This is a genomic window from Streptomyces sp. NBC_01571 (assembly GCF_026339875.1).
Taxonomy (GTDB): Bacteria; Actinomycetota; Actinomycetes; order Streptomycetales; family Streptomycetaceae; genus Streptomyces.
The window spans coordinates 2,417,251-2,436,027 of sequence record NZ_JAPEPZ010000001.1 but is presented as its reverse complement, the minus strand read 5'-3'; the positions used below and the strand labels follow the sequence as shown (position 1 = coordinate 2,436,027).

Sequence of the window (18,777 nt, the reverse complement as noted above, 5' to 3'; positions counted from 1 at the left end):
ATGGCACACTGATGCTGTACCAGAAGCAGCGCACTCCGGGGTCGGTGAAAGTCCGAACCGGCGGTTACAGTCCGCGACCCGGTCGCTTCCAGCGGCCGGTTGACCAGGTGAAATTCCTGGACCGACGGTTAAAGTCCGGATGGGAGGCAGTGCGCGGCGGGCGGGCATTCGTGCGCGCTGCCGGTTGTCGTGACGTGTCCTGCGGGACAGGTCCCCTTTCGGCATCGTCCCCGGTGCCGTAGTCCGTTTCGTTCTGTCGTCATCGACAGGCCCCGGAGTCCGTGCCCCATGAGGCAGGAGGACCCGGGAAGTGTTCACCGGAATCGTCGAAGAGCTGGGTGAGGTCACCGCCGTCGAGAATCTCGACGAGGCCTCCCGCTTCCGCCTGCGCGGACCCGTCGTCACGCAGGGCGCACGGCACGGCGACTCCATCGCCGTGAACGGAGTCTGTCTCACGGTCGTCGACCACGAGGGCGACGAATTCACCGCCGACGTCATGGCGGAGACCCTGAACCGCTCCAGCCTCGGTGCCCTCACCGTCGGCTCCCGCGTCAACCTCGAACGCCCCATGGCCGTGGGTGACCGCCTCGGCGGACACATCGTCCAGGGCCACGTCGACGGAACCGGCACGGTCATCGAGCGCAAGCCGTCCGAGCACTGGGAGATCGTGAAGATCTCGCTCCCCGCGGACCTCACCCGCTACGTGGTCGAGAAGGGCTCCATCACCGTCGACGGCATCAGCCTGACGGTGGTCGACGCGGGCCCGGACCACTTCACCGTCAGCCTCATCCCCACCACCCTCGACCTGACCACGCTCGGCCGCAAGCAGCCCGGCGACCCGGTCAACCTCGAAGTGGACGTCATCGCCAAGTACGTCGAGCGGCTGCTCGGCGCCCGGGGCGAGCAGCCGGTCGCGCTGCCGGACACCTCCGGGAGCCGGCCGTGAACTGGCTCAACTCCGAGGCCTTCACCCTCTTCGGACAGCACATCAAGTGGTCGGACATGATCGGCAACGTGATCGGTCTGATCGGTCTCGCGCTCGGCTGGCGGCGCTCCATCTGGAGCTGGCCCGTACAGCTCCTGTCCGGCGTCATCCTGCTCACGGCCTTCGCCTCGGCCCATCTCTCCGGCAGCGCCGGAAAGCAGCTCGTGGTCATCGTCGTCGCCCTGTGGGGCTGGTGGCAGTGGAACCGCGGCCGGGGCCAGGGCCAGGACGGTTCCATCGCCGTACGGTTCGCCACCTGGCGCGAGCGCGCCTGCCTGGCCGGCGCCGCGGCCGTCGGCACCCTCGCGGTCAGCGCCCTGTTCCACGCGTACCCGTCGCTGTCCTGGGACCCCTGGCCGGACGCCTACATCTTCGTCGGCACGGTCATCGCCATGTACGCCCAGGCGCGCGGCATGGTCGAGTTCTGGTTCGCCTGGCTGCTGGTCGACGTGGTGGGCGTCCCGCTCAACTTCGCCAACGGCTTCGCCTTCTCCGGTTTCGTCTACGTCCTCTACGGCGCGCTCGTCCTGTGGGGCATGCGCGACTGGTGGCTGCGCTCCCGCAAGGCCGGGCAGCCCGTCCTGGAAGGAGTCCCGGCATGACCGCCGCCCCCGTCTGGTACAGCACCGGGCACGACCAAGATGCCTCGGACTTCGCGCTCGACCCGGTCGAGAAGGCCATCGCCGACATCGCGGCCGGCCGCCCGATCGTGGTCGTCGACGACGAGGACCGGGAGAACGAGGGAGACCTCGTCATCGCCGCCGAGAAGGCGACCCCCGAGATCATCGCGTTCATGATGAGCGAGTGCCGCGGCCTGATCTGCGCACCCATGGAAGGCGACGAACTCGACCGCCTCCAGCTCCCCCAGATGGTCGAGAACAACACCGAGTCGATGAGGACCGCGTTCACGGTCTCGGTGGACGCCTCCGGCGCCCACGGCGTGACCACCGGCATCTCGGCCGCCGACCGCGCCACCACACTGCGGCTGCTGGCCGGAGGCCAGGCCGGGGCGGGCGACTTCGTGCGGCCGGGCCACATCTTCCCGCTGCGCGCCAGGCCCGGCGGCGTCCTCGTCCGCAACGGACACACCGAGGCGGCCGTCGACCTGGCCCGGCTCGCCGGCCTGCGCCCCGCGGGCGCCATCGTGGAGATCGCGGGGGAGGACGGCCGCATGCTGCGCCTCCCCGAACTGATCCCGTTCGCCCGCAAGCACGGCCTGACCATCATCTCCATCGAGGACCTGATCGCCTACCGGCGCTCTCTCCAGGTCCCGGCCCCGCTCGACCAGGCGGCGGCCCCGTCCGGACCCACGGTCCGCCGCGAGGCCAGGACACAGCTGCCCACCCTCTTCGGCGAGTTCACGGCGTACGGCTACCGCTCCACCGTGGACGGGGTCGAGCACGTCGCCCTCGTCCACGGCGAGATCGGCGACGGCGAGGACGTCCTCGTCCGCGTCCACTCCGAGTGCCTGACCGGCGACGTCTTCCACTCGCTGCGCTGCGACTGCGGCCCCCAGCTGGAGGCCTCCCTGCGGCGCATCCAGACCGAGGGCCGCGGCATCGTCGTCTATCTGCGCGGACACGAGGGGCGGGGCATCGGACTGCTGTCCAAGCTACGCGCCTACGAGCTCCAGGAACGCGGCCGGGACACCCTCGACGCCAACCTCGAACTCGGCCTGCCCGCCGACGCCCGCGACTACGGCGCGAGCGCGCAGATCCTGGAGGACCTCGGCGTCCACAGCGTGCGCCTGATGACCAACAACCCCGACAAGACCGACGCGCTCGTCCGGCACGGCCTGCGGGTCACCCGGCGGGAGCCGATGCCCGTCCAGGCGGGCGAACACAACCTCCGCTACCTGCGCACCAAGCGGGACCGGATGGGGCACGACCTGCCCTGGCTGGAGACGCCCACCCCGGCCGCCTGCGGCAACCAGTGACACCCGCGGGAGGCAACACCCGCGGAATCCAGTAACAACGGAATCCGGCAACGACGGAATCCAGTGACAACGGCACAACCGGCAACACGGCACAGAGGCACTGAGGAGAGACGTGAGCGGCAAGGGTGCACCCGAACTGTCCGTACGCAACTGCGGCGACCTGCGCGTCGCGGTCATCGCGGCACAGTGGCACGAAAAGGTGATGGACGGCCTCGTGGACGGCGCGCTGCGCGCCCTGCACGAGCTGGGGATCGACGAGCCGACCCTGCTGAGGGTCCCGGGCAGCTTCGAGCTCCCGGTCGTCGCCAAGGTCCTCGCGGGCCGCGGCTACGACGCCATCGTCGCGCTCGGCGTCGTCATCCGGGGCGGCACACCCCACTTCGAGTACGTGTGCCAGGGCGTCACCCAGGGCCTCACCCAGGTCTCCATCGACACCGGCGTCCCCATCGGCTTCGGCGTACTGACCTGTGACACCGAGGAGCAGGCCCTGGACCGGGCCGGCATCGAGGGCTCCCGCGAGGACAAGGGGCACGAGGCGGTGACGGCGGCCGTGGCGACCGCGGCCACGCTGCGCTCAGTATCCGAACCCTGGCGCTGAGACACCGGCTCGGGCGCGTAGGGTGGGCAGCACCATGTCCAAGAAGACGTTCGAGGAGCTCTTCACCGAGCTCCAGCACAAGGCCGCCAACAGCGACCCCGCCACCTCACGCACCGCCGAGCTGGTCGGCAAGGGCGTCCATGCCATCGGCAAGAAGGTCGTCGAAGAGGCCGCAGAGGTCTGGATGGCCGCCGAGTACGAGGGCAAGGACGCCGCCGCCGAGGAGATCTCCCAGCTCCTGTACCACGTCCAGGTGATGATGGTGGCGCGCGGAATCTCCCTCGACGACGTGTACGCCCACCTCTGAGCCACGCCCCGCACCCCGCCGACGTACGAACCACCAGACGTACGCACTAACAAAGGAAGCCGACCTCATGCTGCGCATCGCCGTCCCCAACAAGGGTTCCCTGTCAGGACCTGCGGCGGAGATGCTGCATGAGGCCGGCTACCGGCAGCGCCGGGAGTCCAAGGAGCTCAGGATCGTCGATCCGGGCAACGAGGTCGAGTTCTTCTATCTCCGCCCCCGCGACATCGCGATCTACGTCTCCTCGGGCCGCCTCGACATCGGCATCACCGGCCGCGACCTGCTCGTCGACTCCGGAGCCAAGGCGGAGGAGATCCTCCCGCTCGGCTTCGCCCGCTCCACCTTCCGGTTCGCCGGCAAGCCCGGCGCCGCCAAGAGCGTCGAGGACCTCGCCGGCCTGACGGTCGCCACCTCCTACGAGGGCATCGTCGCCGGTCACCTCGGCGACCACGGCATCGACGCCTCCGTCGTCCACCTCGACGGCGCCGTCGAGACCGCGATCGAACTCGGTGTCGCCGAGGTCATCGCGGACGTCGTCGAGACCGGCACCTCGCTGCGCAACGCGGGCCTGGAGGTCTTCGGCGAGCCGATCATGAAGTCCGAGGCCGTCGTCATCCGCCGCGTCGAAGCCGACACCTCCGAGGACGCCGAGCCCAAGGTCCAGCAGTTCCTGCGCCGCCTTCAGGGCGTCCTGGTCGCACGCACGTACGTGATGATGGACTACGACTGCCGCGCCGAGCACCTGGAGCAGGCCGTCGGGCTCACCCCGGGCCTGGAGTCGCCGACCATCTCGCCGCTGCACAACGAGGGCTGGGTGGCCGTCCGCGCGATGGTGCCCGCCAAGGAGGCGCAGCGGATCATGGACGACCTGTACGCGCTCGGCGCGCGGGCCATCCTGACCACGGCCATCCACGCCTGCCGCCTCTGAGGACCGTCCGACCCATGTCCCACCTTCCCGAACTCCCCGTCACGTTCCGGCCGTCCCGGACCCGGGCGGTCCTGCTCACCGCGGGTGTCGCGATCTTCGTGGTCATCACGACCGTCGCGATGCTCCTGGAGCAGCTCAGCCCGGGGGAGCGCGTCAGCTTCGTCTTCACCGCCGCGCTGCTTCTCGGGGTGCTCATGCTGCTGTCCCGGCCCAAGGTCGTGGCCGATGAGAGCGGAGTCACAGTCGTCAACATCGCCAGCAGCCGGCACCTGGACTGGGCGGAGATCCTCCAGGTCAACCTGCGCCCCGGCGACCCCTGGGTGTTCCTCAACCTCAGTGACGGCACCAGTCTTCCGGCGCTCGGCATCCAGCCGGGCATCGCCCGACAGCGCGCGATCGACGACGCCCGCACCCTGCGGGCGCTCGCCGAGGCCCGCTCCATCGGCGACCCGGAGCAACATCACGGCTGACTCTCGGCCTTCCACCCTGCCCCGCGGGCCCATGTCTTGATTAACCTGTTGGCGGAGGCGTTTTCGTTGCGCCTCCGCCACTGACATACCACCCGGTATTCAGAGGCCCCCTGCTACCCGAGGAGTGACTCCCTCCAGCGATGGACGGATCGTCCTGTAGTACCTGCGCCGCCCCCTCCCGACCCATCGAGGCGGCGGCATGACCATCCCCCTGCTGCTTCTCGCGGCGGCGTTCCTGCTGATCCTCGCCAACGGTTTCTTCGTGGCGGCGGAGTTCGGCCTCGTCACGGTCGAGCGGCCGGACGCCGAGAAGGCCGCGGCCGAAGGCGACCGACGGGCCCGTACCGTCGTCAATTCGCTCAAGGAGCTGTCCTTCCAGCTCTCCGGCACCCAGCTCGGCATCACCATCACCTCGCTCGTCGTCGGCATGCTCGCCGAACCGGCGCTCGCCGAGCTGCTGCACGGACCGTTCACCGCGCTCGGCCTGCCCGAGGGCGCCGTGTCCGGCGTGGCCGTGGTGGTCGGCATGCTGCTCGCCGCGGCCGTGCAGATGGTCGTCGGCGAACTCGTCCCGAAGAACTGGGCGGTGTCCAAGCCGCTGCAGGTCGCCCGCTTCGTCGCGGGCCCGCAGCACGTCTTCTCCAGCCTGTTCCGGCCGGTGATCGCCGCGCTCAACACGGTCGCCAACCGGCTCGTACGGGCACTCGGCGTCGAACCCGCCGACGAGCTGGCGTCCGCCCGCACCCCCGGCGAGCTCGTCTCCCTGGCCCGGCACTCGGCCCAGGCCGGCGCGCTGGAGCAGGACACCGCGGATCTCTTCGTACGGACCATCTCGCTGGCCGACCTGACCGCGCAGCACGTCATGACGCCGCGGGTGAGGGTCAGCGCCCTCCAGTCGACGGCCACGGCGGAGGACGTCGTGAACCTCACCCGGGCCACCGGCCTGTCCCGCTTCCCCGTCTACCGGGAGCGGATCGACGAGGTGGTCGGCATGGTCCATCTCAAGGACGCCCTCGCGGTGCCCTCGCACGACCGGCTGCGCACGCCCGTCGGCCGGATCGCCCAGCCCCCGCTGCTCGTCCCGGAGACCCTGCCCGTGCAGCCGCTCCTGGAACGGCTGCGCAGCGAGCAGCCCATCGCCGTCGTCGTCGACGAGTACGGCGGTACGGCGGGCGTCGTCACCCTGGAGGACATCGTCGAAGAACTCGTCGGCGAGGTCCGCGACGAGCACGACGGACAGGACCTGCCGGAACTCGCCGTGGCACCGCCCGAGGAGGGACGGCCCGCCTGGGACGCCGACGGCAGCTGCCGTGTCGACGTCCTGCAGCGCATAGGACTCGATGTACCCGAGGGCCCGTACGAGACCGTGGCGGGTCTCGTCGCCGATCTGCTCGGCCGCATCCCCGCACCCGGTGACAGGGCGGAGCTTCCGGGCTGGCGCCTCTCGGTGCGCCAGGTCGGGCACTACCGCGCCGAACGGGTCCGGCTGGTCAGGATCGCGGACGCGGCCCTCACCCCGGAGGCCGTCCGATGAGCGTGCTCCAACTTCTCTTCGCCGTTCTCCTGGTGCTCGCCAACGGCTTCTTCGTGGGGGCCGAGTTCGCGCTCGTCTCCGTGCGGCGCAGCCAGATCGAGCCGCTGGAGTCAGCCCGCGCCCGACAGGTGCTGTACGGGCTGGAGCGGCTGCCGCAGATGATGGCCGCGGCCCAGTTCGGCATCACCGTCTGCTCGCTGACGCTCGGCGCGGTCGCCGAGCCGACCGTCGCCCATCTCCTGGAGCCCCTCTTCGAGGCGGTCCATCTACCGGACGGCGTGATCCACCCCCTCGGATACGTCATCGCGCTCGCCCTCGTCGTCTTCTTCCACCTCGTCATCGGCGAGATGGTCCCGAAGAACCTGGCGATGGCCGCGCCGGAGAAGACCGCGCTGTGGCTGAGCCCGGGGCTGGTCGCCTTCGCCCGCCTGTGCCGGCCGGTCACGGTGGCCCTCGGCGCGTGCGCGCGACTGATCCTGAAGCTGTTCCGGGTGGAGCCCAAGGACGAGGTCGAGGCGGTCTTCACGAGCGAGCAGCTCAACCGCCTGGTCGAGGACTCCGGCCAGGCCGGTCTGCTGGATCCGGAGGAGCAGGAGCGCCTCGAGGACGCCCTGGAGCTGGGTTCCCGACCGGTGACGGACGTCCTCCTGGACCGCGAGTCCCTGGTCACCGTGGGCGCCTCGGTCACCCCGGGCCAGGTCGTCGCCCTCACCGCGCGCACCGGGTACTCCCGGTTCCCGGTGGTCGCGGAGAACGGCGCCTTCATGGGATACCTGCATGTGAAGGACGTCCTCGACCTGGAGGAGTCCGAGCGGGCGGTGCCCCAGCAGATCTGGCGGCACATGACGACCCTGCGGTCGGAACTCCCCCTCGACGACGCCCTGACCGTGATGCGCCGCGCCGCCACGCACCTCGCGCAGGTCGCCGACGCGTCGGGGAAGGTGCTGGGGCTCGTGGCGCTGGAGGACGTACTGGAGCTGCTGGTCGGCGAGGTACGGGATCCGGCGCACCGGGATGTCACCGTGGTGGCTGCGACGCTGCGGACGGCGCTCAGCGAGGCTCCGGAGGAGGCGCTGGCGACCTGAGCCGTCGACGGTCCCTGGGGGGGCTGCCGCCCCCCAGACCCCCGCTTCGGCCTGAACGGCCTCGTCCTCAAACGCCGGACGGGCTGAAATGCCTGACCCAGCCGTCAGCTTCGAGGGCGGGCGGGCACCCTCGGCCGGGCCGGAACCGTTTCAGCGCGGGCGCGCGTCTCCGGCCCGTCCGGCGTTTGAGGCGAGCCCTTCGGGCGAACTAGGGGTCCAGGGGGCGCAGCACCCCTGGCGGGGGTCTGGGGGCGCAGCCCTCAGGGACGATGCGGGTCCCCCCGCTCGAGCGAAGCCGAGAGCATGGGGGAGGGTAGGGGCGGCGGGGGCGAAACCCTCGGTCACAGGGCCGACGGGTCCTGGGGCCCTCGCCCCGACAACACCTCCCCGTACGCCTGCATCAGATCCGGCAACCGAAGCGTGGACAGATCGTCCCGCGACGGCGTGTTCGGATACCCGGACAGCCGCAGATCCCGGTACGCGCAGCTCTTCTCGTACAGCGTCCGCAGGAACCGCCCGTTGCCGAGCTCGTCGATCCACCCCTGATCGACGACGTGCCCCGCGATCGAGCGCAGCTCGTCCAGCGCCTCCTCGTCCCAGATGTCACCGTTCTCCGCGGCCAGCACCTCGCCGATGGAGGTGAGTTCGAGGGGACGGTAGGACGGGAAGTCGACGCGGGTGGTGAAGCGCGAGGACAGCCCGGGGTTGGCGGCGAGCAGACGGTCCATGCCCTCCGGATAGCCGGCGAGGATGACGACCAGGTGGTCGCGGTTGTCCTCGGCCCGCTTCAGAAGCACCTGCAGGGCCTCGTCGCCGTACGCGTCGCCCTTCCCGTATCCCGAGTTGGACAGCGAGTACGCCTCGTCCACGAAGAGAACCCCGCCGATCGCGGAGTCGATCAGCTCATTGGCCTTGACGGCGGTCTGGCCCAGATACTCGCCCACCAGATCCGCCCGCTGCGCCTCCACGAGGTGATCGCCGCCGAGCAGACCGAGCGCGTAGAAGACCCGGCCGAGAATGCGGGCCACGGTGGTCTTGCCGGTGCCCGAGGGACCGGAGAAGACGAAGTGCCGCTTCGGCGGCTGAACCGGCAGTCCCTGCCCGGCCCGCAGCCGCGCCATGTTCAACTGCGCCGACAACGCCTTGACCTGGCGCTTCACGGGCTCCAGTCCCACCATGCGCTCCAGCTCGGCGAGCGCCTCCTCGAGCAGTGCCGGGTCGGTCGGACCGGCCGGCAGCGGTCGCACCGGCACCACGGCCTTCTCCCGCACCACGTCGGTCTCCGGCGACACCGCGCCGGGCGGCAGCGGGTCCGCCTCGGGAAGCCGGAGGTCGCGGCCCTCGCCTCCCCACAGCGGATCCAGGCCGTCCGGACCGTCCATCACGTCCTGCCCGATCCCGGTGAGCGTGATCGCCGCCAGGTCGGCGGCGGCATCGTCGTACCCATCGCCCTCGGAGATCGCGGCGAGTCGCGCGGAGGTGTCCATGAAGGCGGGGTCGACGCGGTGCACCGCCCGGTACAGGGGGAGCGCGGCGGCCGAACGGCCGGTGCCCTCGTGCGCACGGGCCAGCCAGTACCGCAGCTCCTTGCGCTGCGGCTGCTCGCTGCGGCAGCGCATCAGCGCCGACGACAGCAGCGGCTCCGCCTGCCCGAACATCTCCAGTCGGACCCGGGCCATGCCGCCGAAGAGACCGGCCTCTATGCCGAGCATCGAATCGTCGATCAGCGGGTCCGTGTGCCGCACCAACTGCTCCCAGTCCTTGACGAGATAGGCCCGACAGGCATGCAGGAAGCGCACCTGGGGATCCGCGTCCACCGGTGGCAGACCGGCCAACGCCCGGTCAAGTTCGGGGACATGGCGGCCGTCCAGCCAGTGCGAGGCGTGCGCGAGCAGCAGATCGCGCGGGCTCTCGAGCACAGGCTGCACCCACCAGCCCAGCCAGTACCAGGAGTTCAGGGTGCGTCGGTGCCGGGAGCGCTGTTCGCCGAAGCGGTCCCGATGCCGGAACATGCGCAGCAGCGCGGTCGTCGTGTCCACGCGCAGCGCGTGCAGTCCGAGCCAGCCGTCCGCCATGCCGGGATCCATCCGGACCGCGGTGCGGAACTCCTCCTCCGCCTGCGGATAGGCGCCCATCGTGTAGGCGTCCACACCTCGCATCCAGGCGAGGTCGGCCGGGGCCTCCGGGCCCTGCGTGCCGAAGTCCATCACGTCCCCCACAAACCGTGCCCCCGATGGTTCTCCGAGCGGGCCGGTGCCCGTCGGCAGCTTGGTCGAACCGCTGTGCCGCGGACGGGAGTTGCACCGGTGCGCAGAGCAAGCCGTCCGAAGGTCGCACCGAGAGGCATGGTACCTGCGCCGCATGGGCCTGCCGAAGGGTGCCGACAGCACCGTTGCACGAGGTGGGAGCAGATGGGGCGCACTTCACCCGGTGACCCAGGGTGAGCGAATGGCGGCGCGCGGCGCCCGAAAAGAAAGGGTGTGGGCAGAACGAAGCCCCCGATCACGGGGGAACAATCGGGGGCTTCGCGTCTGCGGGGCGACCTCGGAGGGCCGCACATTCAGAACGTAAGTCCTGTACGGCCCCCCGGTCAAGCCGAGTTGAAGCACTGGCGGAAGTTCTCCGGCAAGGGTCTTCACGAGTTCAGCACATTGCGGATGGTCCGTCACCGTGCGTGAGGAACTGGTCCGGGCCAGGAGTCCCGGCAGGCCCCGAAAACACCTCGTATCCCTCGGAACACTGCCGCACCAGAAGATCCGCGAAGGGCCTCGAGGGATCCTCGGCGAAATGCCGACGTTCTGCGGCGACCCACTCGGTCCAGAACGCGCTCTGCGTCTCGCCGTCCCGCCGGCGCCCCCGCGTCCAGGCCTCGTCGCGAGGCACCTCCATCCACAGCAGCCGCGCGAGATGCGGGCGCAGTGCGCGGCGTCCGGCCCCGACGCCCTCCAGCAGGACCACGGGCGCGGGCGGCAGCTCACGCACCGGGCCGAAGGCTCTGGCCGTCCAGTCGTACGGGGCGTAGCGCCCTGCCGTGCCCCGGCTCAGCGGCTCGATCACCTGGTCCAGCAGACGAGCCGTCCAGTCGAAGAGCTCCTCGTGCGTCGCGATGTCGTCGAGGTGCAGTACGGGCGCGCCGCCCAGTGCCGCGGCCAGCCGTCCGGTGAACGTGCTCTTCCCGGAGCCCGCATGCCCGTCGACGCCGATCAGACGGACGGGGCCGCGGGAGGGCGGCAGCCGGCGCAGGTGGGAGGCGAATTCGTGAATGGGGGGTCCCGGGTCCGGTGAGGTGTGAGGCATGAGGTGTGAGGTGTGTGCGGGTATATCCGGGATCATTTTAGGCCGGGCCGATTTCGACCGGATCAGCGGGCGGGAAAACACGTCGAGAAGACACATGGAAGAGGTTGCCGGAAAACTCGGGGGACAGCCGGAGAAGAGACGTGGAGGAGTCGGAGAGGAGGCCGGGAAGAGGCGGAGAACGGCCAGGAGGAGCCGCGGGGGGAAGTCCCCCCGGGGTTTCCGGGAAAAGCGGACGGAAATCCGCGCCGATATGGGAAATTCCCGGCCGTTCGGCATGGTCGGCGTCCGGTCGTCCGTCGGCGTCGCAGGTCACGCCAGTGGTCCCGACCAATATTGGTGGGCGTGGCACGGCCCGAAGTGCTGGCAGAAGTCGCCTCACCCCGTCCATAGTTGGGAATTGCCGCTACCGGACGAACGGGGGTCACCCACCCATGACCAGAGCTTCAGAGCCGTCCCGCAGAACCATTCTGGCCGCGGCGGTGGCCGCGGCGGCGACCGGTGCGGCGGCCACTCCGGCCGAGGCGGCGGAAGCACGCTCCCGGGAGGCGCGCCGGGGGCACGCGCCCGCGCGCGCCGTGGACAACCACGCCTGGATCTCGTACACCGACTGGCGCTCCGGCACCGCGAAGGGCACGCGGGCCGTGTCGGGCGCCCGGCCGGGTCTCGTGATCGCCTCCCCGGCCGGCACCGTCGCCTACCCGGATCCGCACACCGGCAGGACGGCCACCTGGGAGTACGCGACCTGGACCTCCCCGGTCCACCGGCTCGCCGTCCCCGCCACCGAGGCCATCGCCTCCTGGAACGCGCACACCCCCGCGGGCACCTGGCTCCAGGTCGAGCTCACCGGCACGTACTCCGACGGCACCACCACGCCCTGGTACGTGATGGGACGCTGGGCGGCCGGCGACCAGGACATCAGGCGGACCTCCGTCGACGGCCAGAAGGACGGCAGAAGCAGTATCTGGACGGACACCTTCGCCATCGACGACGCGGCCTCGGGCCTGCGGCTCGTCTCGTACCGGCTGCGCCTGACGCTGTACCGCGCGCCGGGCTCCGGGGCCACGCCCACCGTGTGGCGGCTCGGCGCGATGGGCTCCGACATCCCCGACCGCTTCACCGTCCCGGCCTCCACTCCCGGGCTCGCCCGCGAGCTGACCGTGCCGCGCTACTCGCAGGAGATCCACGCCGGCCAGTACCCCGAATACGACAACGGCGGCGAGGCCTGGTGCAGTCCCACCTCCTCGCAGATGATCATCGAGTACTGGGGGCGCAGGCCGACGGCGGAACAACTGGCCTGGATCGAACCGGGTCTGGCCGACCCGCAGGTGTGCCACGCGGCCCGCTACACCTACGACTACCAGTACGACGGCTGCGGCAACTGGCCCTTCAACGCCGCCTACGCGGCGACGTACAAGGACCTGCAGGGCGTGGTGACGCGCCTCGGCTCGCTCGCCGACCTGGAGACCCTGATCGCGGCCGGCATCCCGGCCATAACGTCCCAGTCCTTCCTCAAGTCGGAGCTGACCGGGGCGGGTTACGGCACCTCGGGCCATCTCATGACGGTCGTCGGCTTCACCGCGGACGGCGACGTGATCGCCAACGACCCGGCCTCGCCCGACGACGCCGCGGTGCGCCGCGTCTACCGGCGGTCGGAGTGGGAGACGATCTGGTTGCGCACCAAGCGGTACAACGCCTCCGGGAACGTCGTCTCCGGTACCGGTGGCGTCTGCTACCTGTACTTCCCCGCGCAGCCGACGGCGGGGCAGCGTCAGGCGCTCGCGGCGGTCGGCATCCGGTGAGGAGGGGGCGGCCCCGGAAGCGGGCCGCCCCCTCGGTTCAGCCCTGTACCGGGTCGACCACCCAGTCCGGGTGGTTCGGCATCGGCGGGGTCTTCGCGCCGTACAGCCACGGGTGCAGGAATCCGTCCAGGTCCTGGCCCGCGACCTTCGAGGCCAGGTCGATGTAGTCCTGCGTGCCGGCGATCCGTCCGCGGTACTGGGTGACCCAGGCCCGCTCGATCTTCCGGAAGACCGTCTGGCCGACCTTCTCCCTCAGGGCGTACAGGACCAGGGTCGAGCCGTCGTACCGCATCCGCTTGAAGAGGTTCGGTTCGGTCGGCTCGGCCGGGGCTCCGTAGTCGTGGCGCCACTGGTCGTGGGCGGCGTACGCCGTCTTCATCGTGGCCTCGAAGCTGTCGCCGCCGTGTGCCTCCGAGTACAGGCGTTCGTAGAAGCGGGCGTGTCCCTCGCTCAGCCACAGGTCGGACCAGGTTTTGATGCCGACGCTGTCGCCGGTCCACTGGTGGGTGAGCTCGTGCACCAGGTTGCGTTCGGCGCTCACCCGGTCGCCGAGCAGGTCGGCCTTCGGGATCAGGGAGAGCGTCTGGGTCTCCAGGGCGACTCCCAGGTCGGTGTCGCCGACGAGCAGGCCGTACCGGTCGAAGGGGTAGGGGCCGAGCCGCTCCTCCAGCCACGCGATGTGGTCCGCGGTGAGCTTGCGGTACTGGTCGGTGGCCGCGACCAGACCGTCCGGGACCACATCGCGCAGGAGCAGCCCGTGCGGGCCGGTGCCGTCGACGAAGGTGAACCGGCCGATCGCGAGCTGCGCGAGCTGGGTCGCGAGCGGCTGCCCGGAGTCGTACGTCCACCGCACACGGCCGTCCGCCTGTTCGGTGCGGCCGGTGAGCTTCCCGTTGGCCACGGCGGTCAGACCGGGCGGGGTGGTGATGTGGAAGGTGATCGGGGCGCGCCGGCTCGGGTGGTCGTTCGAAGGGAAGATCATCTTGGCGCCGTCGGGCTGCGGATAGAGCACCGTGCCGTCGGGGGTGGGGATCCAGCCGTAGTCCTCGATGGCGTCGTCGCGGTGGCGGATCTGGGTCGGATCGGCGGTGTAGGTGACCTTGACCGTGAACGGCTTGCCCTGCGCGAGCGGCTCGGCCGGGGTGATCACCAGCTCGTCGCCGTCGCGCACGGCCGTGGCCGTCGTCCCGTTCACGGTCACCGTGTGCAGGGTGTTGCCCGCGAAGTCCAGGTCGAAGCGGGACAGGGTCTGGGTGGCGGTCGCCTTGACCGTCGTGGCCGCCTCGAACGGCGTCCCGGGTGCCTGCCAGTCGAAGTCGAGGAGATAGCGGCTGACCCGGTAGCCGCCGTTGCCGTCGAGCGGGAAGACCGGGTCGCCGAGGCCCGCGGCACCCGGGGAGGGCGCGGCGGAGGGGGAGGAGCCGGCGGGTGCGGAGGTCGCGGCCTGGGAGACCGGACCCGTCAGGGCGGCTGCCACCGTGATCGCCGCCGCCAGAGCGAGGCGGGCTCTGCGGCGAGGCGTCCGGAACGTGCTCATCGAGGACCTTTCGGTTGGCTGACCACTGTCCTGTGAGGAGACCCACACCCCTGGCACACTGTTGCGGAAATCCCAGCGATTCGACGGTGGTCGAAGTGTCCGGGCGCGGCGAGGGGTGACCAAGGTCTCTACCGGTGAAACCCGTTCCGGTGGCAAGGTGGTCGGGTCGGTGGGGAGCCGGTGAGGGGCGGGGAAACGACCGCACCACTACGTCTGCGAGAAGCCATGACCGCGACCTCCGCCACCGCCCCCCGTGTCCGCGCCCGCACCGGCGGCCCCAAGGACGACGGCCCCAAGATCCTCGAACACGTCGTGGGCTGGACCTTTGTCGTGGTCCTGGCGATGCTCGTCACCCAGCTGGGCCTGCTGTGAGCTGATCGCTCCGGCACCCCGCCGAAAGCGGGTCCGGCCAGTCGATCGGAGTCGAATGAGCAGGTGGCATCGTTCTGTCATACTGCCAACGTCCCGCTGGCAGTCGGAGACTAGGGCCGGAATTGAATCATAGTCAACAGCGTGCTGTCGACCGCCCCCGGGCGCGCGGCACCGATCGTTCGCTGGCGCGCCGTACCGAACTGATCGCCATCGGGCGGAAGTTGTTCGCGGACACGTCCTACGACGCACTGTCGATGGACGACATCGCGCGACAGGCGCACGTCGCCAAAGGACTGATCTACTACTACTTCAAGTCCAAGCGCGGCTACTACCTCGCGATCGTCGAGGACTCCGTCGCGGACCTGGTCTCCCGGGCGGCGGGCGGCCTCGAACTGCCCCCGGCCGAGCGGGTGCACCGCACCATCGACGGCTATCTCCGCTACGCCGAGCACAACCAGGCCGCGTACCGCACGATCATCACGGGCGGGGTCGGCTTCGACACCGAGGTGCAGGCCATCCGGGAGGGCGTGCGCGAGGTCATCGTCGAGACCATCGCGGAAGGGGCCTACGGCAGGCGCAAGATCGCGCCGCTGCCCCGTATGGCGTTGCTCGCCTGGCTCTACAGCGTCGAGGGCGCGACCCTCGACTGGATCGGCCGGCCGAACCTGCCCCGCGACACGATGCGCGAGCTGCTGGTGAAGACGCTGGGCGGCGCCATGCGCGCGGTCGAGGAGATCGACCCCTCCTACCGGGCCCCGCAGCCCGCCCGCCGCGACTCCTGAGCGGAGGGTGGGGGCCGGTGCCTCCGAGTGCCTTGCCCCGGTGGCTGGTTGACCGAGCTGATCGGCTCGCCGTTCGAGGTGTCGCCGCTGAGCTCCGCACAGCACGTGCCGCCCAGACCCTGCGGGTTCCTGTCCGTCGCCCTCCCGGCGACGGCCGACGGGTTGTCGTAACTCCGGTATTCGGCCCCGCACTTGGCGCAGGCCGTGCCGCTGACGGTGCCGGTCGCCGGCCGGCTCGCGCTGAGCATCTTGCTGTCCCGGTGCCGCAGATCGTCGAGGGCACCCGTCGGAGCCGGCGGATGCTCATCGCCCGTCATCTCGCGGGTCCCGACCCGCGCTGAACTGCTACGGGCCGACCGGAGGCGCCGCCAGCCGGACCCACTCCGGGTCGTGCAGCCCCGGCAGCGTACGGCCGCGGTCGGCCCAGGTGCGGAGCAGGGCCCGGTAGATGGGCGGATCCGGGACCGGCGGGGGAGGGGGGACCTGCCGAACCGATTCTGCCGACACGGGGATGAAGATCTGGCGCCCACGCCCGGTCGCCGAATATGTGGGGGTCATACCGGGGCAACGCGCGGGTGGCCGGACAGGTCACCGGCCCGCGCAATCGGGCGTGCGTTCGCGACCGGCTCGTACGGGGGGCGGGACCGGTCCCCGCGCCGGGTTCGGGACCGGCTCGTGCGGCGGGGTTCGGGACCGGTCCGTAGGGGGGGTGGCGCGATCGGTCGGCGCGAGAGCCGCCGACTGCCGTGGGGCGTACGGGCCGGGGTACGGCGTCTGGCCCCCGGACCGTACCTGACGTACCGACAATTTCTGTGCCGGGGGGACGTGTTCCTTCGCCCGGAGGTCGACTGCCGTGCCCCCAGGGAGGCCTGACATGTCCGACGACCGCCCCGTCGCTCTCGACGAGTACCCCGTGCACCAGGTGCCCCTGTCCATGAAGCACGTCGCGACCGGCGACCGGAACGCCTACGACCGCTGCATCTTCCACGTCTTCGACCACCAGGGAGGGGCGTTGCTGATCCTGGGGCTCGGTGTCTATCCGAACCTCGGGGTGATCGACGCGTACGCCACCCTGCGGCGGGGCGACCTCCTGCACGCGGTGCGGGCTTCGGACGCGCTCGGGGACGACCGGACGGAACTGGTCGTCGGTCCGCTCCGGATCCGCGTCGAGCGTCCCCTGAAGGAGTTCGTGCTGAGCTGCGCGGCCGATCCCGACGACCCCGACGGCCTGTCGTACGAGATCACCTGGACGGCGGACTTCCCCGCGCTCTGGGAGTCGCACCACCTCCAGGGCGTGGCGACCGGCTCACCCTGGAAGGGAGGCGCTTCGTGCAGGCGGGCCACTGCGAGGGCAGGATCCGCGGCGGCGGCGAGGAGATCCTCCTGACCCCGGGCCGGTGGACCGGCACCCGCGACCGCAGCTGGGGCGTGCGGCCGGTCCCGGGGGAGGAGGGCGGCAGGTTCGCGGAAGAGGCTCCGGTGGAGGGTTTCCACTGGGTGTGGTGCCCGGTCCGGTTCGAGGACCGGTTCCTGATGGTCGTCGTCCAGGAGGACGCCGACGGCCATCGGTCGCTGAACGACGCGACGCTCGTGCGCGACGGCGTGCGCGACCTCCAACTCTGCTGGCCTCAGGCCGACATCACCTATCGGTCCGGCACCCGCCGACCCACCTCCGCCGTCATCCACCTCACCCGGCCGCGGGACCGGTCACCGCTGCGGCTGGACGTCGAGGTACTCACCTCCTCGCCGCTCGCCGTGGGGGCGGGCCATCCGCCCGCCGACGACTGGCAGCACGGCACCTGGCGCGGGCGCGGCTGGACCGACCGCCGCACCTACGACCTCTCCGACCCGGCCGCGCACCCGCGCGCCGCGTACGGGGTCGTCGACCACGCCGCACGCTGCACGCTGGACGGTCAGGTCGGTCACGGGATCTTCGAACACGGCTCGTTCGGCCGTCACGACCCGAGCGGCTTCACCGGATTCGAGTCGGTCGCGCCCTGACCCCCGGACGCGCCCCGAAGGGAGTGGACATGGCCACGGCACCCCGCCCGCGCACGACCACCCGCGACCGGGACGAGCTCGGCCGGCGGCTGACCGCCTGGCTCGGCGTACGCCTCCCCGGCGCCAAGGCGGTCGACATCACCGTCCCCGCGTCCAAACGGCATGTCCAGCGAGACCCTGCTGTTCGACATCGAGCACCCCGAACCGCCCCTGGTGGCCTGTGCGTTGAGACCGGCGGCGGACCCGGCGGCGTACACCGTCGTCCCCGTGTACGACCTGCCCCGGCAGTACCGCACGATGCGGCTGGTCGCCGAGCACACCGACCTTCCCGTGCCCCGGGTGCTGTGGCTCGAGGCGGACCCCGGACCGCTCGGCGCGCCCTTCTTCGTCATGGAACGGGTCGAGGGGCGCGTACCGCCCGACGTCATGCCCTATACGTACGAGGGGAACTGGCTGCACGCGGCGAGCGACCGGGAGCGGGCGCGACTGGAGGCCGCCTCGGTGGGACTGCTCGCCCGCCTCCACGACCAAGTACCCATCGCCGTAGCGGTGTTCCTGTCCCTTCCCGGTGAGGGCAGCCCCCTGCACCGGCACGTGGAGGCCCAACGCGCCTACTACGCATGGGTCGTCGACGGACGCGCGCGCTCACCCCTCATCGAGAGCGCCTTCGACCGGCTCGACGAGCTGTGGCCGCGCGACGAGGGCGAGGCGGTGCGCAACTGGGGCGACGCGCGCATCGGGAACGTCGTCTACGACGGCTTCGAACCCGCGGCCGTCCTCGACTGGGAGATGGCGGCGCCCGCCCCGCGCGAGGTCGACCTCGGCCGGACCGTCTATCTGCACCGCTTCTTCCAGGACCTCACGGTGAGCTTCGGCCGGCGCGGACTGCCCGGGCTCCTGCGCCGCGACCGGGTGGAGCGACGCTATGCCGAACTCACCGGCCACGTACCGCGCGACATGGACTTCTACACGCTGAACGCGGCCCTGCGGCACGCCGTCGTCATGCCGCGCATCGCCTACCGCCAGGCGCACTTCGGTGAGATCGCGGTCCCCCCGGACCCGGACACCCTGATCCTGCACCACGACAGCCTGCGGGCCATGGTGCAGGGCGGCTACTGGGACGGTGCGGAGGCCGGCCGTTGAACGCTC

Annotated in this window: 15 protein-coding genes, 2 pseudogenes and 1 riboswitch; of the genes and pseudogenes, 14 read left to right on the top strand and 3 right to left on the bottom strand. The window is 70.9% G+C overall.

What is annotated here, in order from left to right:
- Nucleotides 1-26: 26 nt before the first annotated feature.
- Nucleotides 27-157, top strand: a riboswitch (FMN riboswitch).
- Between the two features lie 153 nt (nucleotides 158-310).
- From OHB41_RS10945 to OHB41_RS10905, 9 genes are all read left to right on the top strand, one after another.
- Nucleotides 311-946, top strand: coding sequence for a riboflavin synthase (locus OHB41_RS10945; RefSeq protein WP_266697650.1), 636 nt, complete (start codon nucleotides 311-313; stop codon nucleotides 944-946).
- The gene (locus OHB41_RS10940; RefSeq protein ID WP_266697649.1) at nucleotides 943-1,587 is read left to right on the top strand and encodes a nicotinamide mononucleotide transporter family protein; all 645 of its coding nucleotides are present in this window, start codon (nucleotides 943-945) and stop codon (nucleotides 1,585-1,587) included. Before OHB41_RS10945 ends, OHB41_RS10940 begins: the two co-directional genes overlap by 4 nt.
- The gene (locus tag OHB41_RS10935) at nucleotides 1,584-2,921 is read left to right on the top strand and encodes a bifunctional 3,4-dihydroxy-2-butanone-4-phosphate synthase/GTP cyclohydrolase II (protein WP_266697648.1); all 1,338 of its coding nucleotides are present in this window, start codon (nucleotides 1,584-1,586) and stop codon (nucleotides 2,919-2,921) included. Before OHB41_RS10940 ends, OHB41_RS10935 begins: the two co-directional genes overlap by 4 nt.
- A gap of 112 nt (nucleotides 2,922-3,033) precedes the next feature.
- On the top strand, nucleotides 3,034-3,519 hold the full coding sequence (gene ribH, locus OHB41_RS10930; RefSeq protein ID WP_266697647.1) for a 6,7-dimethyl-8-ribityllumazine synthase: 486 nt from the start codon (nucleotides 3,034-3,036) through the stop codon (nucleotides 3,517-3,519).
- 34 nt (nucleotides 3,520-3,553) lie between these two features.
- Complete coding sequence (locus tag OHB41_RS10925; protein ID WP_266697646.1) at nucleotides 3,554-3,826, top strand: phosphoribosyl-ATP diphosphatase; 273 nt, start codon at nucleotides 3,554-3,556, stop codon at nucleotides 3,824-3,826.
- A 67-nt stretch (nucleotides 3,827-3,893) separates the two neighbouring features.
- Nucleotides 3,894-4,751, top strand: a complete 858-nt coding sequence (gene hisG, locus OHB41_RS10920; protein WP_266697645.1) for an ATP phosphoribosyltransferase — start codon at nucleotides 3,894-3,896, stop codon at nucleotides 4,749-4,751.
- A 14-nt stretch (nucleotides 4,752-4,765) separates the two neighbouring features.
- Nucleotides 4,766-5,221, top strand: coding sequence for a PH domain-containing protein (locus OHB41_RS10915; protein WP_266697644.1), 456 nt, complete (start codon nucleotides 4,766-4,768; stop codon nucleotides 5,219-5,221).
- A gap of 199 nt (nucleotides 5,222-5,420) precedes the next feature.
- Nucleotides 5,421-6,755 (top strand): hemolysin family protein, encoded by a 1,335-nt coding sequence (locus tag OHB41_RS10910; protein WP_266697643.1) that lies wholly within the window; start codon nucleotides 5,421-5,423, stop codon nucleotides 6,753-6,755.
- Nucleotides 6,752-7,840, top strand: a complete 1,089-nt coding sequence (locus OHB41_RS10905) for a hemolysin family protein (RefSeq protein ID WP_266697642.1) — start codon at nucleotides 6,752-6,754, stop codon at nucleotides 7,838-7,840. Before OHB41_RS10910 ends, OHB41_RS10905 begins: the two co-directional genes overlap by 4 nt.
- A gap of 341 nt (nucleotides 7,841-8,181) precedes the next feature.
- On the opposite strand, the gene OHB41_RS10900 is transcribed toward OHB41_RS10905, so the two are convergent.
- A complete protein-coding gene (locus OHB41_RS10900; RefSeq protein WP_266697641.1) occupies nucleotides 8,182-10,047 on the bottom strand; it encodes an AAA family ATPase in 1,866 nt (621 codons plus the stop codon).
- A 436-nt stretch (nucleotides 10,048-10,483) separates the two neighbouring features.
- Nucleotides 10,484-11,137 carry a uridine kinase family protein gene (locus OHB41_RS10895; RefSeq protein ID WP_266697640.1) on the bottom strand — a complete coding sequence of 218 codons (654 nt, stop codon included), beginning with the start codon at nucleotides 11,135-11,137 and terminating at the stop codon, nucleotides 10,484-10,486.
- Nucleotides 11,138-11,568: 431 nt separating this feature from the next.
- Between OHB41_RS10895 and OHB41_RS10890 the strand changes: the two genes are divergently transcribed.
- Nucleotides 11,569-12,936, top strand: a complete 1,368-nt coding sequence (locus OHB41_RS10890) for a C39 family peptidase (RefSeq protein WP_266697639.1) — start codon at nucleotides 11,569-11,571, stop codon at nucleotides 12,934-12,936.
- 37 nt (nucleotides 12,937-12,973) lie between these two features.
- Here the strand turns inward: OHB41_RS10890 and OHB41_RS10885 are convergent, their stop codons facing one another.
- Nucleotides 12,974-14,473 carry a M1 family metallopeptidase gene (locus tag OHB41_RS10885; protein ID WP_266697637.1) on the bottom strand — a complete coding sequence of 500 codons (1,500 nt, stop codon included), beginning with the start codon at nucleotides 14,471-14,473 and terminating at the stop codon, nucleotides 12,974-12,976.
- A gap of 225 nt (nucleotides 14,474-14,698) precedes the next feature.
- On the opposite strand from OHB41_RS10885, the gene OHB41_RS10880 reads away from it, so the two are divergent.
- From OHB41_RS10880 to OHB41_RS10860, 4 genes and pseudogenes are all read left to right on the top strand, one after another.
- Nucleotides 14,699-14,845, top strand: coding sequence for an SCO1431 family membrane protein (locus OHB41_RS10880; protein ID WP_266697636.1), 147 nt, complete (start codon nucleotides 14,699-14,701; stop codon nucleotides 14,843-14,845).
- A gap of 122 nt (nucleotides 14,846-14,967) precedes the next feature.
- Nucleotides 14,968-15,627: a TetR/AcrR family transcriptional regulator gene (locus OHB41_RS10875; protein ID WP_266697634.1), complete on the top strand. Its 660-nt coding sequence runs from the start codon at nucleotides 14,968-14,970 to the stop codon at nucleotides 15,625-15,627.
- A gap of 874 nt (nucleotides 15,628-16,501) precedes the next feature.
- Nucleotides 16,502-17,628, top strand: a pseudogene (locus OHB41_RS10865) (Rv3169 family protein).
- A 29-nt stretch (nucleotides 17,629-17,657) separates the two neighbouring features.
- Nucleotides 17,658-18,771, top strand: a pseudogene (locus OHB41_RS10860) (phosphotransferase family protein).
- Nucleotides 18,772-18,777: the final 6 nt, after the last annotated feature.